The sequence below is a fragment of the Saccharomonospora amisosensis genome (genome assembly GCF_011761185.1).
Taxonomy (GTDB): domain Bacteria; phylum Actinomycetota; class Actinomycetes; order Mycobacteriales; family Pseudonocardiaceae; genus Saccharomonospora_A; species Saccharomonospora_A amisosensis.
In genome coordinates this window covers 2,045,663-2,061,181 of sequence record NZ_JAAOYM010000001.1, presented here as the reverse complement: position 1 = coordinate 2,061,181, position 15,519 = coordinate 2,045,663, and the positions used below count along the sequence as shown (strand labels likewise).

Annotated in this window: 15 protein-coding genes; 2 read left to right on the top strand and 13 right to left on the bottom strand. The window is 70.4% G+C overall.

Annotated features, from left to right (window positions below; genetic code table 11):
* Window positions 1–165: 165 nt before the first annotated feature.
* The 7 genes from pyrF to pyrR are packed head-to-tail and all read right to left on the bottom strand — an operon-like array spanning window position 166 to window position 8,850.
* Entirely contained in the window at window positions 166–999 is an 834-nt protein-coding gene (pyrF, locus tag FHU38_RS10075; protein ID WP_167169366.1) for an orotidine-5'-phosphate decarboxylase, read from the bottom strand.
* 33 nt (window positions 1,000–1,032) lie between these two features.
* Window positions 1,033–4,359: a carbamoyl-phosphate synthase large subunit gene (carB, locus tag FHU38_RS10070; RefSeq protein WP_167169362.1), complete on the bottom strand. Its 3,327-nt coding sequence runs from the start codon at window positions 4,357–4,359 to the stop codon at window positions 1,033–1,035.
* Window positions 4,343–5,500, bottom strand: a complete 1,158-nt coding sequence (carA, locus tag FHU38_RS10065) for a glutamine-hydrolyzing carbamoyl-phosphate synthase small subunit (protein ID WP_167169360.1) — start codon at window positions 5,498–5,500, stop codon at window positions 4,343–4,345. The genes carB and carA overlap by 17 nt, the downstream gene beginning before the upstream one ends.
* The gene (locus FHU38_RS10060) at window positions 5,497–6,000 is read right to left on the bottom strand and encodes a PH-like domain-containing protein (protein WP_167175886.1); all 504 of its coding nucleotides are present in this window, start codon (window positions 5,998–6,000) and stop codon (window positions 5,497–5,499) included. Before FHU38_RS10060 ends, carA begins: the two co-directional genes overlap by 4 nt.
* On the bottom strand, window positions 6,000–7,298 hold the full coding sequence (locus tag FHU38_RS10055) for a dihydroorotase (RefSeq protein WP_167169358.1): 1,299 nt from the start codon (window positions 7,296–7,298) through the stop codon (window positions 6,000–6,002). The genes FHU38_RS10060 and FHU38_RS10055 overlap by 1 nt, the downstream gene beginning before the upstream one ends.
* Window positions 7,295–8,272, bottom strand: coding sequence for an aspartate carbamoyltransferase catalytic subunit (locus FHU38_RS10050; RefSeq protein ID WP_167169356.1), 978 nt, complete (start codon window positions 8,270–8,272; stop codon window positions 7,295–7,297). The genes FHU38_RS10055 and FHU38_RS10050 overlap by 4 nt, the downstream gene beginning before the upstream one ends.
* On the bottom strand, window positions 8,269–8,850 hold the full coding sequence (gene pyrR, locus FHU38_RS10045; RefSeq protein ID WP_167169353.1) for a bifunctional pyr operon transcriptional regulator/uracil phosphoribosyltransferase PyrR: 582 nt from the start codon (window positions 8,848–8,850) through the stop codon (window positions 8,269–8,271). Before pyrR ends, FHU38_RS10050 begins: the two co-directional genes overlap by 4 nt.
* 259 nt (window positions 8,851–9,109) lie before the next feature.
* Between pyrR and bldD the strand changes: the two genes are divergently transcribed.
* Window positions 9,110–9,598 carry a transcriptional regulator BldD gene (gene bldD / locus FHU38_RS10040; protein WP_009154954.1) on the top strand — a complete coding sequence of 163 codons (489 nt, stop codon included), beginning with the start codon at window positions 9,110–9,112 and terminating at the stop codon, window positions 9,596–9,598.
* 28 nt (window positions 9,599–9,626) lie between these two features.
* Here the strand turns inward: bldD and nusB are convergent, their stop codons facing one another.
* The 3 genes from nusB to FHU38_RS10025 are packed head-to-tail and all read right to left on the bottom strand — an operon-like array spanning window position 9,627 to window position 11,781.
* A complete protein-coding gene (gene nusB, locus FHU38_RS10035; protein ID WP_167169350.1) occupies window positions 9,627–10,079 on the bottom strand; it encodes a transcription antitermination factor NusB in 453 nt (150 codons plus the stop codon).
* A gap of 14 nt (window positions 10,080–10,093) precedes the next feature.
* On the bottom strand, window positions 10,094–10,651 hold the full coding sequence (gene efp / locus FHU38_RS10030; protein ID WP_167169347.1) for an elongation factor P: 558 nt from the start codon (window positions 10,649–10,651) through the stop codon (window positions 10,094–10,096).
* Window positions 10,652–10,689: 38 nt separating this feature from the next.
* On the bottom strand, window positions 10,690–11,781 hold the full coding sequence (locus tag FHU38_RS10025; protein ID WP_167169344.1) for a M24 family metallopeptidase: 1,092 nt from the start codon (window positions 11,779–11,781) through the stop codon (window positions 10,690–10,692).
* Window positions 11,782–11,874: 93 nt separating this feature from the next.
* Here FHU38_RS10025 and FHU38_RS10020 point away from each other — a divergent pair, with 93 nt between their 5' ends.
* Entirely contained in the window at window positions 11,875–12,327 is a 453-nt protein-coding gene (locus FHU38_RS10020) for a B-4DMT family transporter (RefSeq protein ID WP_167169341.1), read from the top strand.
* Here FHU38_RS10020 and FHU38_RS10015 read toward each other — a convergent pair.
* From FHU38_RS10015 to aroB, 3 genes are all read right to left on the bottom strand, one after another.
* Window positions 12,297–13,817, bottom strand: a complete 1,521-nt coding sequence (locus FHU38_RS10015; protein WP_167169339.1) for a beta-xylosidase — start codon at window positions 13,815–13,817, stop codon at window positions 12,297–12,299. The two genes, FHU38_RS10020 and FHU38_RS10015, sit on opposite strands and share 31 nt — an antisense overlap.
* A 165-nt stretch (window positions 13,818–13,982) precedes the next feature.
* Entirely contained in the window at window positions 13,983–14,414 is a 432-nt protein-coding gene (gene aroQ / locus FHU38_RS10010; RefSeq protein ID WP_167169336.1) for a type II 3-dehydroquinate dehydratase, read from the bottom strand.
* The gene (aroB, locus tag FHU38_RS10005) at window positions 14,411–15,517 is read right to left on the bottom strand and encodes a 3-dehydroquinate synthase (RefSeq protein ID WP_167169333.1); all 1,107 of its coding nucleotides are present in this window, start codon (window positions 15,515–15,517) and stop codon (window positions 14,411–14,413) included. The genes aroQ and aroB overlap by 4 nt, the downstream gene beginning before the upstream one ends.
* Between the last annotated feature and the right edge of the window lie 2 nt (window positions 15,518–15,519).

Here is a 15,519-nt window from a genome sequence, read left to right as displayed (position 1 = left end):
GCACGGCCAGGAACGACCCTACTCACATTCGGTTGCCCGTTGTCAGCCCGCGCGGCGGGAATCGTCGCCCTGTGCGGCGCCAACACCCCCGGTTACGCCACGTCGGATACCCTAGACCAAGATCAACAACCCTGTCGACCAGGGCATCCATCCCGGCCGGAAGCGTTAGCCGACGAGCTGCGACAGCTCGCCGGTCACGCTGAGTACCGCGGCACGCAGCGCGGCCGGATCGGGTCCGTGCCGCAGCAGTGCCCTCGACGTGGCGGGCAGCACCCTGGGCAGGGCGTCGCCGAAAACCAGGGGCAGATCCCGCACCGTGGCGCCCTGTGCGCCGAAACCCGGAGCCAGAATTGGCCCGTTCAGCCTAGTCAGATCGACCTGCCCGGGCTCGTTCGTCGCCCCGACCACGACACCGACATGGCCCATCGGCGCCGCGCCGGCGTTGCGCAGTGCCGCGGCATCGATCACCGACTGTGCCACCGTGCGGCCCCGACCAGCGTCGGCACGCTGCACCCGCGCGCCCTCCGGGTTGGAGGTCCGCGCGAGCACGAACACGCCCCTGCCGGTGGCCTCAGCCTGCCGCAGGGCGGGTTCGAGCGAATCGAAGCCGAGATAGGGCGACACCGTGATCGCGTCGGCCGCGAGCGCGGAGCCGTCCCCGAGGTAGGCCGACGCGTACGCGGCCATGGTGGAGCCGATGTCGCCGCGTTTGACGTCCAGCAGCACCAGCGCGCCAGCCTCGCCCGCGAGGCCGATGACCCGTTGCAGCACGGCGATTCCTGGCGCCCCGTGTGCCTCGAAGAAGGCCGACTGCGGCTTCAGCACCGCCACGTGCTCCGCGATCGCCTCCGTGGCGCTCAGCGCGAACCGTTCCAGCCCGGACGCGTCCGTAGCCAGCCCCCAGTCCCGCAGCAGCGAGGGATGCGGATCGACCCCCGCGCACAGCGGGCCACGGGCCGCTATCGCATCGGCGAGCCGCTTGCCGAACGCCTCCCGCATCCCTGCCCCTTCCTGCCGTGGCCGTACGGGCCGCTACGTGGCCCGCAGCCCTCGCTGAAGTTGCTGTATCGACCGGACCCCGATGTCTCCCCTGATCAACGCTTCGATGCCGTGTACCGCCGCGGCGGCGCCCTGCACGGTGGTGACACACGGGATGCCGCGAGACACCGCGGCCGTGCGGATCTCGTAGCCGTCGACACGCGGACCGCTGTTGCCGTACGGGGTGTTGATCACCATGTCCACCCCGCCGTCACGGATCACCTCGACGATGTTCGGCTCCTGCTCGGTGCTGCCCTCGTAGTGCTTGCGCACCACCGAGCAGCGGATACCGTTGCGGCGCAACACCTCCGCGGTACCCGAGGTGGCGAGCACCTCGAAGCCGAGGTCGGCCAGCCGCTTGACGGGGAAGACCAGGGAGCGCTTGTCCCGGTTGGCCACCGAGACGAATACCCTGCCGCTGGTCGGCAGCGAACCGTAAGCGCCAGCCTGCGACTTGGCGAACGCCTCCCCGAAGGAGGTGTCCACGCCCATCACCTCGCCGGTGGATTTCATCTCCGGACCCAGCAGCGAGTCCACGCCGTGCCCCTCGGGGGTGCGGAAGCGGTGGAACGGCAGCACAGCCTCCTTCACCGCCACCGGCGCGTCCGCGGGCAGGTGCCCACCGTCGCCGCTCGCGGGCAGCACGCCCCGGCCGCGCAACGACGCGATCGAGGAGCCGGTCATGATCAGTGCGGCGGCCTTGGCCAGTGGCACGGCCGTCGCCTTCGACACGAACGGCACCGTGCGCGACGCCCTCGGATTGGCCTCCAGCACGTACAGCACGTCGTCCTTGAGCGCGTACTGCACGTTCAGCAATCCCCGCACGCCGACCCCGCGAGCGATCGCCTCCGTCGAGCGGCGCACGGTGTCCAGATCAGTGCGGCCGAGCGTGATCGGCGGCAGCGCGCACGCCGAGTCGCCGGAGTGAATCCCCGCCTCCTCGATGTGCTCCATGACGCCGCCCAGGTACAGTTCCTCGCCGTCGAACAGCGCGTCCACATCGATCTCGATGGCGTCGTCGAGGAAGTTGTCCACCAGCACCGGGTGCTGCGGTGTCACCTCGGTCGCACGCTGGATGTAGCCCTCCAGCGCCACCTCGTCGTAGACGATCTCCATGCCCCTGCCGCCCAGCACGTAGGAGGGCCGCACCAGCACCGGGTAGCCGATCTCGTCGGCGACCCGCTTGGCGCCCTCGAACGACGTCGCCATGCCGTACTTGGGCGCGGGCAGCCCCGCGGCGGCAAGCACGTCGCCGAACGCGCCCCGTTCCTCGGCGAGATGGATCGCCTCCGGAGGCGTGCCCACCACCGGCACCCCTGCGTCGGCCAGCCGCTGCGCCAGGCCAAGCGGGGTCTGCCCGCCGAGTTGCACGATCACACCGGCGACCTCGCCTGACGCCTGCTCCGCGTGCACCACCTCCAGCACGTCCTCGAACGTCAGCGGCTCGAAGTAGAGCCGGTCGGAGGTGTCGTAGTCGGTGGACACCGTCTCGGGGTTGCAGTTGACCATCACGGCCTCGAAACTCGCCTCGCGAAGCGCCAGCGCGGCGTGCACGCACGAGTAGTCGAACTCGATGCCCTGCCCGATCCGGTTGGGGCCGGAACCGAGGATGAGCACCTTCGGCTTCTCCGGCTGCGGCGCCACCTCCGACTCCGCCCCGGGGTCGGACTCGTAGGCCGAGTAGTGGTACGGGGTCTTCGCGGCGAACTCAGCGGCGCAGGTGTCCACGGTCTTGAACACCGGCCGCACACCCAGCCGGTGGCGCAGCGCCCGCACGCCGTCCTCGCCAGCGAGTTCGGGGCGCAGCGCGGCGATCTGGGAGTCGGAAAGGCCGGTACGCTTCGCGCGCCGCAGCAGCGGCTCGTCCAGCACGGGCGCGTCCCGCAACTGCCTTCCCAGCTCCCCGATCAGCGCGATCTGGTCGATGAACCACGGGTCGATGCCGCTGGCCTCATGCACCTGCGCCACGCTCGCGCCCAGCCGCAGTGCCCGCTCGACGGCGTAGATCCGGCCGTCGTGCGGCACCCTCAGCTCCTCCAGTGTGGACTCGAGCGTCGCGCCCTCGGGGTCGGGCCGCGTCCAGAACCCGACAGCCTTGGTCTCCAGCGAGCGCATCGCCTTGCCGAGTGCCTCCGGGAAGCTTCGGCCCAGCGACATCGCCTCGCCGACGCTCTTCATGGTGGTGGTCAGCTCGGGGTCGGCGCCGGGGAACTTCTCGAACGCGAACCTCGGCATCTTCACGACCACGTAGTCCAGCGTCGGCTCGAACGACGCGGGCGTCTCGCCGGTGATGTCGTTGCTGATCTCGTCCAGCGTGTACCCGATCGCCAGCCGGGCGGCGATCTTGGCGATCGGGAAACCGGTAGCCTTCGACGCCAGCGCCGAGGACCGCGAGACCCTCGGGTTCATCTCGATGACGACCATGCGCCCGTCGCGAGGGTTGATGGCGAACTGGATGTTGCAGCCGCCGGTGTCCACACCCACCTCGCGCAGCACCGCGATACCCACGTCGCGCATGTGCTGGTACTCGCGGTCGGTCAACGTCATGGCGGGTGCCACGGTCACCGAGTCGCCGGTGTGCACGCCCATCGGGTCGACGTTCTCGATGGAGCACACGACCACCACGTTGTCGTGCCGGTCGCGCATCAGCTCGAGTTCGTACTCCTTCCAGCCGAGCACGCTCTCCTCGATGAGCACCTCGGTAACCGGGCTCTCCTCCAGCCCGAACGAGGCCATCCGCTCCAGCTCGTCCTCGGTGTGCGCCATGCCGGAACCCAGCCCGCCCATCGTGAACGACGGCCGGATCACCACGGGCAGGCCCACCTCGGCGACGGTCTTGCGCACCTCCTCCATCGAGTGGCACACGGTGCTGCGCGGTACGTCGCCGCCGACGGCGCGCACGATGTCCTTGAACTTCTGCCGGTCCTCACCCCGCTGGATGGCGTCGACGTCGGCGCCGATCAACTCGACACCGTACTTCTCCAGCACGCCGCGCTCGTGCAGCGCCACCGCGCAGTTCAGCGCCGTCTGCCCGCCAAGGGTGGCAAGCAGCGAGTCGACCGGCCTTCCCAGCTCCTTCTCGGTGGCGATGACCTTCTCGACGAACTCCGGAGTCACCGGCTCGATGTAGGTGGAGTCGGCGAACTCCGGGTCCGTCATGATCGTCGCCGGGTTGGAGTTGACGAGGCTGACCCGCAGCCCCTCCGCGCGCAGCACCCGGCAGGCCTGGGTACCGGAGTAGTCGAACTCGGCCGCCTGACCGATGACGATCGGGCCGGAACCGATCACGAGGACGTGCTCGATGTCAGCGCGTTTGGGCATCGGTGTACTTCTCCATCAGAGTCACGAACTCGTCGAACAGCGAAGCCGCGTCGTGCGGTCCCGCGGCGGCCTCCGGGTGGTACTGCACCGAGAAGGCGGGCACGTCCTCGCAGCGCAATCCCTCGACGGTGCCGTCGTTGGCGCAGTAGTGGCTGACCTTCGCGATGCCGAACGGGGAGTCGAACCGCTGCCCCGGCTCGCCCTCCAGCGCGAAGCCGTGGTTCTGCGCTGTGATCGCCACCCGCCCGGTCTCGGCGTCCAGCACCGGGACGTTGATGCCCCGGTGCCCGAACCGCATCTTGTACGTTCCCAGCCCCAGCGCGCGGCCCAGTATCTGGTTGCCGAAGCAGATCCCGAACAGCGGAATACGCCGCTTCAGCATCTCCTTTGTCAGCTCGATCGCGTGCTCCTGGGTCTGCGGGTCACCCGGCCCGTTGGAGAGGAAGAAGCCGTCGGGTTCGATGCGCAGCACATCCTCGACCGTGCTGCTCAGTGGCAGGACGTGCAACTCGATGCCACGCCGTGCCATCTCCCTCGGGGTGTTGGACTTGATGCCGAGGTCCAGCGCCGCGACGCGGAACCGCCGCTGCCCCTGTGCGGGCACCACGTAGGGCCGTGCCGTGGTGACCTCGCCGGCGAGGTCGGCACCCTTCATCGGCGGGCTGGCCAGCACCTGCGCGAGCAGGTCGTCGTCGGTGCCGAGCGCGTCGCCGGAGAAGATCCCGGCGCGCATCGCGCCGTGCTCGCGGATGTGCCTGGTCAACGTCCTGGTGTCAACCTCACTGATAGCCACGACGCCCGCGTCGGCCAGCGCGTCGTCCAGTGACCGGGTGGACCGCCAGTTCGACGGCACCCGCGCCGGATCGCGCACCACGTAACCGGCCACCCAGATCCGCGCCGACTCGTCGTCCTCGTCGTTCCAGCCGGTGTTACCGATCTGCGGCGCCGTCTGCACCACGATCTGCCGGTGGTAGGAGGGGTCGGTCAGCGTCTCCTGGTACCCGGTCATGCCGGTGCAGAACACCACCTCGCCGAGGGTGCGCCCGCGCGCGCCGTAGGCCGCTCCCCGAAAGACCCGGCCGTCCTCCAACACCAGCACGGCCGGTTCACCCGACGTGTTCGTGCCGTTCGTGCCGCTCATGCCCGCGCACCTCCCTCGACCTGTTCGCTCCAACTCGGGTACTCGGCGAGGTCGTCACCCCGGAATCCGGTGTCGAGTTCCACGTCCCGATCCCCGTCCCGCAGCCGCCAGGTGAACACCAGCAGGCTCTCGGTGCCCATCACCTTTCCCGCCATCCCCCTGGCGGTGTGCACGTCCAGAATCGACTCCCTCGGGATCCAGAACCCAGCCGCGCCCGCCCTGTCCACCTCGACACCGTCGCGGTACAACCGGAACACGGCGGGGCCGCGCAAACCCGCTCCCCTGGTCACGATGCGCTGTTGCCAGCGGCCGGCGAACGTCGTCGCCACGTAGAGCCCGCTGGACTCCAGCAGCGGCTCGCCCGGCTCGTCCGGCACCGAGGGCAACGGTGGCACCCGCACGCTCTGCTCGCGCGCCTGCCTGCGCCAACCCCGCCACATGCCGTACAGGCTCAGCGCGAACAGGGCGACGAACAGCAGCGTCAGCAGCAGCCTCTCCATCACACAATCTTCCCTTCAAGGGAGGTCAACCGGCCGCGCAGCAGCGTGGCGCTCACCACGGCGGGCAGCCGCATGCCCTCGTACGGCGTGTTGGCCGCGATGCTGGCCAGCTCGCCGCCACGCACGGTCCACTCGGCGTCGGGGTCCACCAGCACCAGGTTCGCGGGCTCACCCTGCGCCAGCGGCCTGCCCTGGTCGGGCAACCCGGCGATCTCGGCAGGCCGTTCGCTCATCACCCTCGCCACCCCGCGCCAGTCGAGCAGGCCCGGCCGCAGCATGGTTTCCACCACGATCGACAGCGCGGTCTGCAACCCGAGCATCCCCGGCCGTGCCGCCGCCCACTCGCTGTCCTTGTCCTGCGGCGCGTGCGGAGCGTGGTCGGTGGCCACGCAGTCGAGTACACCGTCGGCCAGTGCCCGCCGCAGGGCCAGCACGTCCCGCTCGGCCCGCAACGGTGGGTTGACCTTGTTCACCGGGTCGTAGGTCGCCAGCCGCTCGTCGGTGAGCAGCAAGTGGTGCGGGGTGACCTCGGCGGAGACGTCGGTGCCGAGTTCCTTGGCCCAGCTCAGCACATCGACCGTGCCGGAGGTCGAGACGTGGCACACGTGCAGTCGCGCGCCCGCGTGCCTTGCGAGCAGGCAGTCCCGCGCGACGATCGTCTCCTCCGCGGAGGAGGGCCAGCCCGCGTAGCCGAGCCGCGACGCGCGCTCGCCCTCGTGGGCCTGCGCGCCGACGGTGAGCCGCGGCTCCTCGGCATGCTGCGCCACGACCACGTCCAGCGCGGTGGAGTACTCCAGCGCCCTGCGCATCAGCAGCGGATCGGAAACGCAGTGACCGTCGTCGGAGAACATCCGCACCCCCGCCGCGGACTTGGCCATCGTGCCCAGCTCGGCGAGCCGTTCCCCGGCGAGGCCGACGGTGACGGCCCCGACGGGATGCACGTCGACGAGGCCGACCTCGCGGCCGCGCCGCCACACGTGCTCGACCACGACCGCGTTGTCCGCCACCGGGTCGGTGTTGGCCATGGCGAACACGGCGGTGTAGCCACCGAGCGCGGCCGCGGCCGACCCGGTCTCGATGGTCTCGGTGTCCTCCCTGCCCGGCTCCCGCAGGTGGGTGTGCAGGTCGACGAAACCGGGCAGCAGCACCCGCCCCTGCGCGCGCAGCAGCCGGGCCGATTTCGGCGCGGCGGTGGCGCCCACCGCCGCGATCTCGGCGATGTGGCCGTCGGCGACCAGCACGTCGACCGGATCACCCGTCCCGTACAGCCGCGCACCGGTGATCAGGATCTCGCTCACGCCTCGCCTCCGTGGGTTCGCGTGGCGGTGGCCGCGTCGGCGGCGCCCGCTGTGTTGTCTCCGGCCAGCAGGTGGTAGAGCACCGCCATCCGCACGTGGACCCCGTTGCGCACCTGCTCGGTGATCGCGGCGCTCGCCGCGTCGGCCACCGACGAGGCGATCTCCATGCCGCGCAGCATCGGCCCCGGGTGCAGCACCACGGCATGCTCGGACAGCAGCCGCTGCCGTGCCTCGCTGAGGCCGTAGGCGATCGAGTACTCGCGTGCCGAGGGGAAGAAGCCGCCGTGCATTCGCTCGGCCTGCACGCGCAGCATCATCACCGCGTCCACGGCGGGCAGCTCGGCGTCCAGGTCGTGCGACACCGTGACCGGCCACGCGCCGACCCCGACCGGCAGTAGCGTCGGCGGGGCGATGAGCACCACCTCGGCGCCGAGTGTGGTCAGCAGGTGGACATTGGAGCGCGCGACCCGGCTGTGCAGCACGTCACCGACGATCGCCACCCGCCTTCCGGCAAGCCCACCGAGCCGCTCGCGCAGCGTGGCCGCGTCCAGCAGCGCCTGGGTCGGGTGTTCGTGGGTGCCGTCCCCGGCGTTGACCACCGAGGTGCCGTTGTCCTCCAGCCAGCCGGCGAGCCGGTGCGCGGCCCCGGACGCAGGGTGTCGCACGACGACGCAGTCCGCCCCCGCCGCGGCCAGGGTCAGCGCGGTGTCGCGCAGCGACTCACCCTTGCCGACCGAAGAGCTGCTCGCGGAGACGTTCACCACGTCGGCGCTCATCCATTTGCCCGCGATCTCGAAGGAGACCCGGGTACGCGTTGAGTTCTCGTAGAACAGCGACACCACCGTGCGGCCGCGCAAAGTCGGCAGCTTGCGGACCTCCCTGCCCAACAGCGTGCGCTTGAGTTCGTCGGCGGTGTCCAGCACGGCGGTGGCGATGTCGACGTCGAGTCCTTCGGTGCCGAGCAGGTGCCTCATGCCCGCACCCCCAGCAACACGGCGTCTCGCCCGTCGGTTTCGGTGAGCAGCACCGAGACGGCCTCCGAGCGGGAGGTCGGCACGTTCTTGCCCACGTAGTCGGCGCGGATCGGCAGTTCCCGGTGGCCTCTGTCGACCAGCACCGCCAACTGCACGGCCGTCGGCCTGCCGTGGTCACGCAGCGCATCCAGCGCCGCACGGATGGTGCGCCCGGAGAAGAGCACGTCGTCCACGAGCACCACGACCCGGTCCTGGATGCCGCCACCGGGCAGTTGCGACTCCTGCAGCGGCCGGGTTGGCCTGCGGCGCAGGTCGTCGCGGTACAGCGTGACGTCCAGCGCGCCCACCGGCACCTCGACACCGGAGAACTCGCTGATTCGCTCCGCGAGCCGCGCGGCAAGTGGCGCGCCTCTGGTGGGGATTCCCAGCAGCACCGGCGGGGGCGTGCCCTCCGCACCGAGCGCTGTCTTCTCGATGATCTGATGCGCCATTCGGGCGATGGTGCGCGCGACGTCACCAGCCGAGAGCAGTTCGCGCTCGGCCGCGGGTTCCGTCGCGCCACGTGGGCGTGGCGCCACGTTGGGACCTCCTTCCCCGCCTCACCGGACGGGTCCTTAAAGGATGTCGATAACCCTGGATACGCGGGGTATCAAAGAGACAGTAACAGGTCGAGCGTCTCGCCCTTCCGGGTGGTGTCGGCAACCGCGTAACTCCAGCCAGCGACGATCTGCTTGACCTGGTGACGACAAAGAGTAACCATTACTGTGAGTATTCGACTCAGGAGTTCCCTGTCGGTCATCCGGGCCGGATCGGGGCGAGGAAACGGAGAACCACCACATGGGCGATTACGCCAAGGCGCTCGGGGCCAAGCTCCGCGGAATCCGCCAGCAACAGGGTCTGTCCCTGCACGGAGTCGAGCAGAAGTCCGGCGGCCGATGGAAGGCCGTCGTCGTGGGCTCGTACGAGCGGGGAGACCGCGCGGTGACCGTACAAAAGCTTGCCGAACTCGCCGACTTCTACGGTGTCCCGGTGGTCGAGCTGCTGCCGGAGGGCAGGGTGCCGTCCGGCGCCGAGCCCGCGACGAAGATTGTGATCAATCTCGAGCGGTTGCAGCAACTTCCCGCGGAGAAGGTGGGTCCGCTCGCCCGCTACGCGGCGACCATCCAGAGTCAGCGCGGTGACTACAACGGCAAGGTGCTCTCGATCCGCACCGAGGACCTGCGCTCACTCGCGATCATCTACGACATGACCCCCGGCGAGCTGACCGAACAGCTCATCGAGTGGGGGGTGCTTCCGCCGGAGGCCCGCCCGTCGAAGGAGGACTGACCGCCGCGCGCGGTCCTCGCCGCCGAGGTCAGAGGACCGCGCGCAGGCGGTCCGCGATGGTGCCTATCCTGCCGAGCACGCCGTTGACGAACCGGGGCGAGTCCTCGGTCGAGAGTTCCTTGGCCAGGCCCACCGCCTCGTCGATGGCGACCGGATCGGGAACGTCGGCCGCCCACAACAACTCGTAGACTCCGATGCGCAGCACCGCGAGGTCGACCACCGGCATGCGGCTCAGCGACCAGCCCTGCGCATGCTCGGCGAGCAACTCGTCGATGCGCTCCCGGTTGGCCGTCACACCCTCGACCAGCGAGACCGTGTAGTCCGGGATCGGCTCCACGTCCTTGGCGCCCATCCGGTCACCCAGCAGCGTCACCGGGTCGACCGATCGCTGCGCACCCTCGTAGAGCAGCTCGACGGCACGCCTGCGAGCGGCGCGACGACCGGTTGGCGCGCCGCGCCGTGCCGACCCTCGAGTGCTCACCGCGCCGGTACCGCTCACGCTCGGCCGAGGTAGCGGCCGTCGCGGGTGTCGACCTTGACCTTCTCGCCGCTGCTGACGAACAGCGGAACCTGGATCTCGGCACCGGTCTCCAACCTCGCGGGCTTGGTGCCACCGGTGGAGCGGTCACCCTGCAGTCCGGGGTCGGTGTGTTCGATGACGAGTTCCACCGTTGTCGGCAGCTCCACGTAAAGCGGCGTGCCTTCGTGTATCGCTACCTGCACCTCGGTGTTCTCCAGCAGGTAGTTGGCGCCGTCGCCGACGGTCTCGGCGGGCAGGTTGATCTGGTCGTAGGTCTCGGCATCCATGAACACGTAGTCGGTGCCGTCGTTGTACAGGTAGGTCATCTGGCGCCGGTCCACGGTGGCCGTGTCGACCTTCGTGCCCGCGTTGAACGTCTTGTCCACCACCTTGCCGGACAGCACGTGCTTCAGGGTCGTGCGCACGAACGCTCCCCCCTTGCCCGGCTTGACGTGCTGGAAGTTCACGACGGACCACAGCTGGCCGTCCAGGTTGAGGACCATGCCGTTCTTCAGGTCGTTGGTGGTGGCCACGAGTGTGAGTTCTCCTGTGTTTCGGCGTGGGCCGCGCACTAGACGGCCACGAGTTCCTTCGTGCTCAGGGTGAGGATCTCGGGAGTCGCCTCCCGCACGACGAGCGTGTCCTCGATGCGCACGCCACCGCGCCCCGCCAGGTAGACGCCGGGCTCGACGGTGACCGTCATACCGGCGGCCAGTGTACCTTCGCCGGTCGCGGCCAGACTCGGTGCCTCGTGGATGCGCAGCCCCACCCCGTGCCCGAGGCCGTGCGGGAAGTCTGCGCCGTGCCCGGCGCCCGCGACGAAGTCACGCGCCACGGCGTCCACCGCGGCCACGTCCGCGCCAGGCAACGCGGCGGCGGTGGCCCTTCGCTGCGCCTCGCCGACCAGGTCGTGCAGGTCGCGCTGCCAACCGGCGGGCTCGCCGAGCACGACGGTGCGGGTCATGTCGGAGCGATATCCCATCACCACTGCACCGAAGTCGAGCTTGACGAGGTCGCCGCGGGCCAGCACGGCGTTGGTGGGGCGGTGGTGCGGGACCGCCGAGTTGGCGCCCGCCGCGACGATGGAGGCGAACGCGGGCCCCTCAGCGCCGTGCCTGACCATCCCGGTCTCCAGGTCAGCGGCCACCTCGCGTTCGGTACGGCCCGGCCGCAGGCCACCGCTTTCCAGCAGCTCGGCGAGCGCACGGTCGGCGGCGGTGCACGCGGTACGGATGGCCGCTATCTCGGTGGTGTCCTTGACCGCGCGCAGCCGCTCCACCAGCCCCGGCGCGCGCAGCAGCCGCACCTCGTCGGTCAGCGCGACCAGGTCGGCGTGTTCCTCCACCGTCAGGTGGTGGCTTTCGAACCCGGTGCGCCGGTAGGCGGCACCGGCGGCGCGGCGCAGCAGCGCCGGCGCGCACGGCCGGTCGATGACACGTTCCAGATCGGCCACCTCGGCGGCGGCCTGCGTGGTGTAGCGGCCGTCGGTGCACAGCACCGTGCCCTCCTCGCCCGACGACGGCACGAGCAACGCCGCGTTGGAACCGGTGAAACCGCTGAGGTAGCGCACGTTGACGACGTCGGTGACGAGCAGTGCGTCGAGATCGGCCGCGAGCAACAGATCGCGCAACGCGGCTCGCCGTCCGGCGTGGAAATCGGGCACCCGACCAGTCTATGAGCACGGCGACGTCCGGTCGCGTCCAGCGCCCGGCGGCAGGGCGGGACGATTCGCGGCCAAGGGCGTTAAGGTGACCCGATGCCGTCCTGGGTTACTCGCGGAATCGTTATGGCGGTGCTGCACGCCGCCGGAACAGTCGCGCTCGCCAAGATCGCCGTGTTCCAACCCACCGAGGTCACCTTCGTCACGATCGTGACATTGGCGCTGCTGGTCGGCGCGGCGGCGCTGTGGAGCGCCATCGACGCGTGGCTCGGGGTGGACAGGGCCCCCCGCACCTGGTTCATCGCCGCGCTGGTCGCCGGACCGGTCTCCGGGGTGCTCGCCGTCATCGGCCGGGCGGTGTTCGTCGACCAGACCGGCGTGAACGCGCTCGGCGCCGCCCTCACCGGCGGCGCGGCCTTCACCGCCCTGCTGGTACTGGCTCCGGCCGGGCTCGGCCTGCTCGTCGGCGCTCGCCTCGGCGGTTCACGCGCCACCGAAGCCGACGACGACAGGGTGGTTCAGGAACCCAGGGTCGGTCCTGCCGGGTAGGCCTCCCACTCCTGGCGGCTGATCGGTTCGGCGGTCGAGCCGTTGCGGGCGAGGATCTCCTCGGCGTGGGGTGTGGCCAGCGGCCACAGCCTGCCGTCGAGCAGGAAGCCCGTACCCATGCCCGGCGCGCGCACCGCGCGGGCGCCCGCCGCCAGCCGCACGGTGCTGGTCGCCTGATCGAGCGCGGGGATGCGTTCGTCGAGCACTTCCCTGGCCAGCCCGGTCGCCACCGAACGGCGGTCCACCCGCAGTACCTCGCCCCCGATCACCAGATCCATGGTGCGCAGCGGTGAAGGCATCGCCAGCCCGTCGAGCACGGACAGTGTGCGCTGCGCCCCGGCACAACCGTCGACGTCGCGCAGGTCGAGGCCGAAGTGCCGCAGGCCGGTCGGCGCCCCGGCGCTGCCGATGACGGTGGCGTGCAGCACGTCGATCGGGACGGTGCCGCACGGGTCGCTCGTGGCGACGGGCGTGTGCCCGTCGCCTTGCCGCACCAACCCCGGCCCTTCCTCCCATTCGCTGGGTATCAGCACCGGGCGGTACGGGCTCGCGGAGAACCGCCGGTCCCAGAAGGTGATCGTGGTGCCGCGGTCGGTCTGGTGGGCGATCGCGAACGCGTCCAGCGCGTCCACCCACATCAGGTCCGCGCTGAACGCGTCGACGAGCGAGTTCGTCCTCGGCGCGGAGGTGTCGGCAACGGGGTGGAACCCCTCGGGACCCAGCGCCTGCACCCCGGCCGCGAACGTGGGGTCCTTGGCCCGCAACAGGAACTGACCGGCACCGTTCCAGCCCGCCGCGCGTGCGGTGGTGTCGGTGAACATCAAGTAGAACCAGCCGTCCAGGTACACCGCGGCGGGTTGCCCCGCGCCATAGGTATTGTCCCGGCGGGTGTCGCCCGCGGGACGCACGATCGGTTCGCCGGTGGGCCGTATCCAGTGCAGCCCGTCGGTGCTGGTCGCCAGCCCGATCGCGTTGCCGAGCGCGTGGTCGCCCGCCGCGCCGGTGTAGTACATGTAGTAGGTGCCGTCGACCCGCAGCACGGACGGGTCGCAAGTGTGCACGCCGTCGAACCGGCCGCGGTTGCCCGACAGCACCGCGGGCGGCTGCGCGCCGCCGGGCCCGGTGAACGGTCCGTCGGGTGAGCTGGCCTCGGCGTACAGGATGTCGTCGCCGGCCGGCTTGGCGCTGCCGTACTGGCTGCACCACCACATCCGGGTGCGCTCACCGTCCACCATCACCGTGGGGCCGTAGTTGTAGACCGAGTCGGCACCGCCGCGGGCTACGACACCCTTGCTGGACCGCTCGGAACTGGACAGCAGGGTGCGCTGCTCCACGGTGGAAGCTGTCCGCTCCTTGCCACCGCCGATCGCAGGCTCACTGCCCCCAGCCTGCGGGCGGGCGCTGGTGGCCGTGCAAGCACCGAGCACCGCGGTGGCGGCCATGGCGAGCGCCGTGGCCGTGAGCGGCCCCCGACCGCGGCGAGTGCGCATGGTGACGCCGAGACCTCCAACCATCCCCCGGAGCCGGGAACCCACGCCCGGCCGACGACCCGCTCAGTTTACGTGGCCGCTCACCCGAACAGGTGTATGCCTGAGGTCCTGTCCGGCGGGGTCTCCCACCAGGACACGGCTGTCCGAAGCGGTACGACCGCGGCCTCAGGCCGCGTTGCCCGCCATCCACAGCAGGGCCAGCCGGTACCCGTCGACACCGAGCCCGGCGATGACGCCGGTCGCGACGTCGGAGAGCACGCTGTGGTGCCGGAACTGCTCTCGCTTGTGGACATTGGAGATGTGCAGCTCGATCAGCGGCGCGCTCAACTGCGCCGCCGCGTCGCGTACTGCGATGGAGTAGTGGGTCCACGCACCCGCGTTGAGCACGACGGGCGAGCCTTCGTCGGCGGCCTCGTGCAGCCACCCGACCAGCTCACCCTCGTGGTCGGTCTGCCTGACCTCGACATCCAGGCCGAGTTCCTTGCCGATGTCGGTGCACATTCCCGCCAGGTCGTCGTGGGTGACGGTCCCGTAGACGGCTGGCTCGCGCTTGCCGAGCCTGCCGAGGTTCGGGCCGTTGAGCACGAACACCTTCACAGCAACACTCCCCCGTCCTTGGTTTCTCCGCCCGCGACGGCGGAGTACGCGCCCGCCAGCAGCGCTGGGTCAGGGCCCTCCAGCCTGCCGGGTTTGGCAAGGCCGTCGAGCACCACGAACCGGAGCGTGCCGGACCGGCTCTTCTTGTCGGCGTGCATTCCTTCGATCAACTGGGGCAGTGCGTCGGGGTCGTACGTTGTCGGCAGGCCGAGCGAGCGCAGCACGGTGGCGTGCCGGTCGGCGGTGGCGTCGTCGAGCCTGCCCGCCAGCCTGGCCAGTTCGGCGGCGAACACCATGCCGACGCTGACCGCCGCACCGTGCCGCCAGCGGTAGCGCTCGCGCCGCTCGATGGCGTGCCCGAGGGTGTGGCCGTAGTTGAGGATCTCCCGCAGGTCGGACTCCCGTAGGTCGGCGGCGACAACGTTGGCCTTCACCGTGATGGAGCGGCGCACCAACTCGCCGAGCACCTCGCCCCCGGTGTCCACCGCCGCCGCCGGGTCTTGCTCGATCAGCTCCAGGATGGCCGGGTCGGCGATGAACCCGGCCTTGACGACCTCGGCCATCCCGGAGACGAGTTCGTTGGGCGGCAGGGTCTCCAGCGTGGCCAGGTCGGCCAGCACCGCTGTCGGTTCGTGGAAGACACCGACGAGGTTCTTGCCCGCGTCGGTATTGATGCCGGTCTTGCCGCCCACCGCGGCGTCGACCATGCCCAGCAGCGTGGTCGGGACGTTCACCAGCCGCACCCCGCGCATCCAGGTGCCCGCGACGAACCCGGCGAGGTCGGTTACGGCGCCGCCGCCGAGACCGATGACGACACCCCGGCGATCGAGGCCGATGCGGCCGAGCACCTCCCAGCAGAACCCAGCCACCGACAGCGCCTTGCCGTCCTCGGCGTCCGGGATCTCGACGCGGTGCGCGTCGAGCCCGCTGTCGGCCAGCTCGGCGCGCACGGCCTCCGCCGTGGTGATCAATGTGGGCGGGTGGATGAGCGCGACCTTGGAGGCGTCCCGCACCGTGCCCGCGAGCTCACCCAGCAGGCCGCGCCCCACTACGACGTCGTAGGGCTGGGCCGTGCGTACCGGTATGCGGACTGGGTCGGTCATCG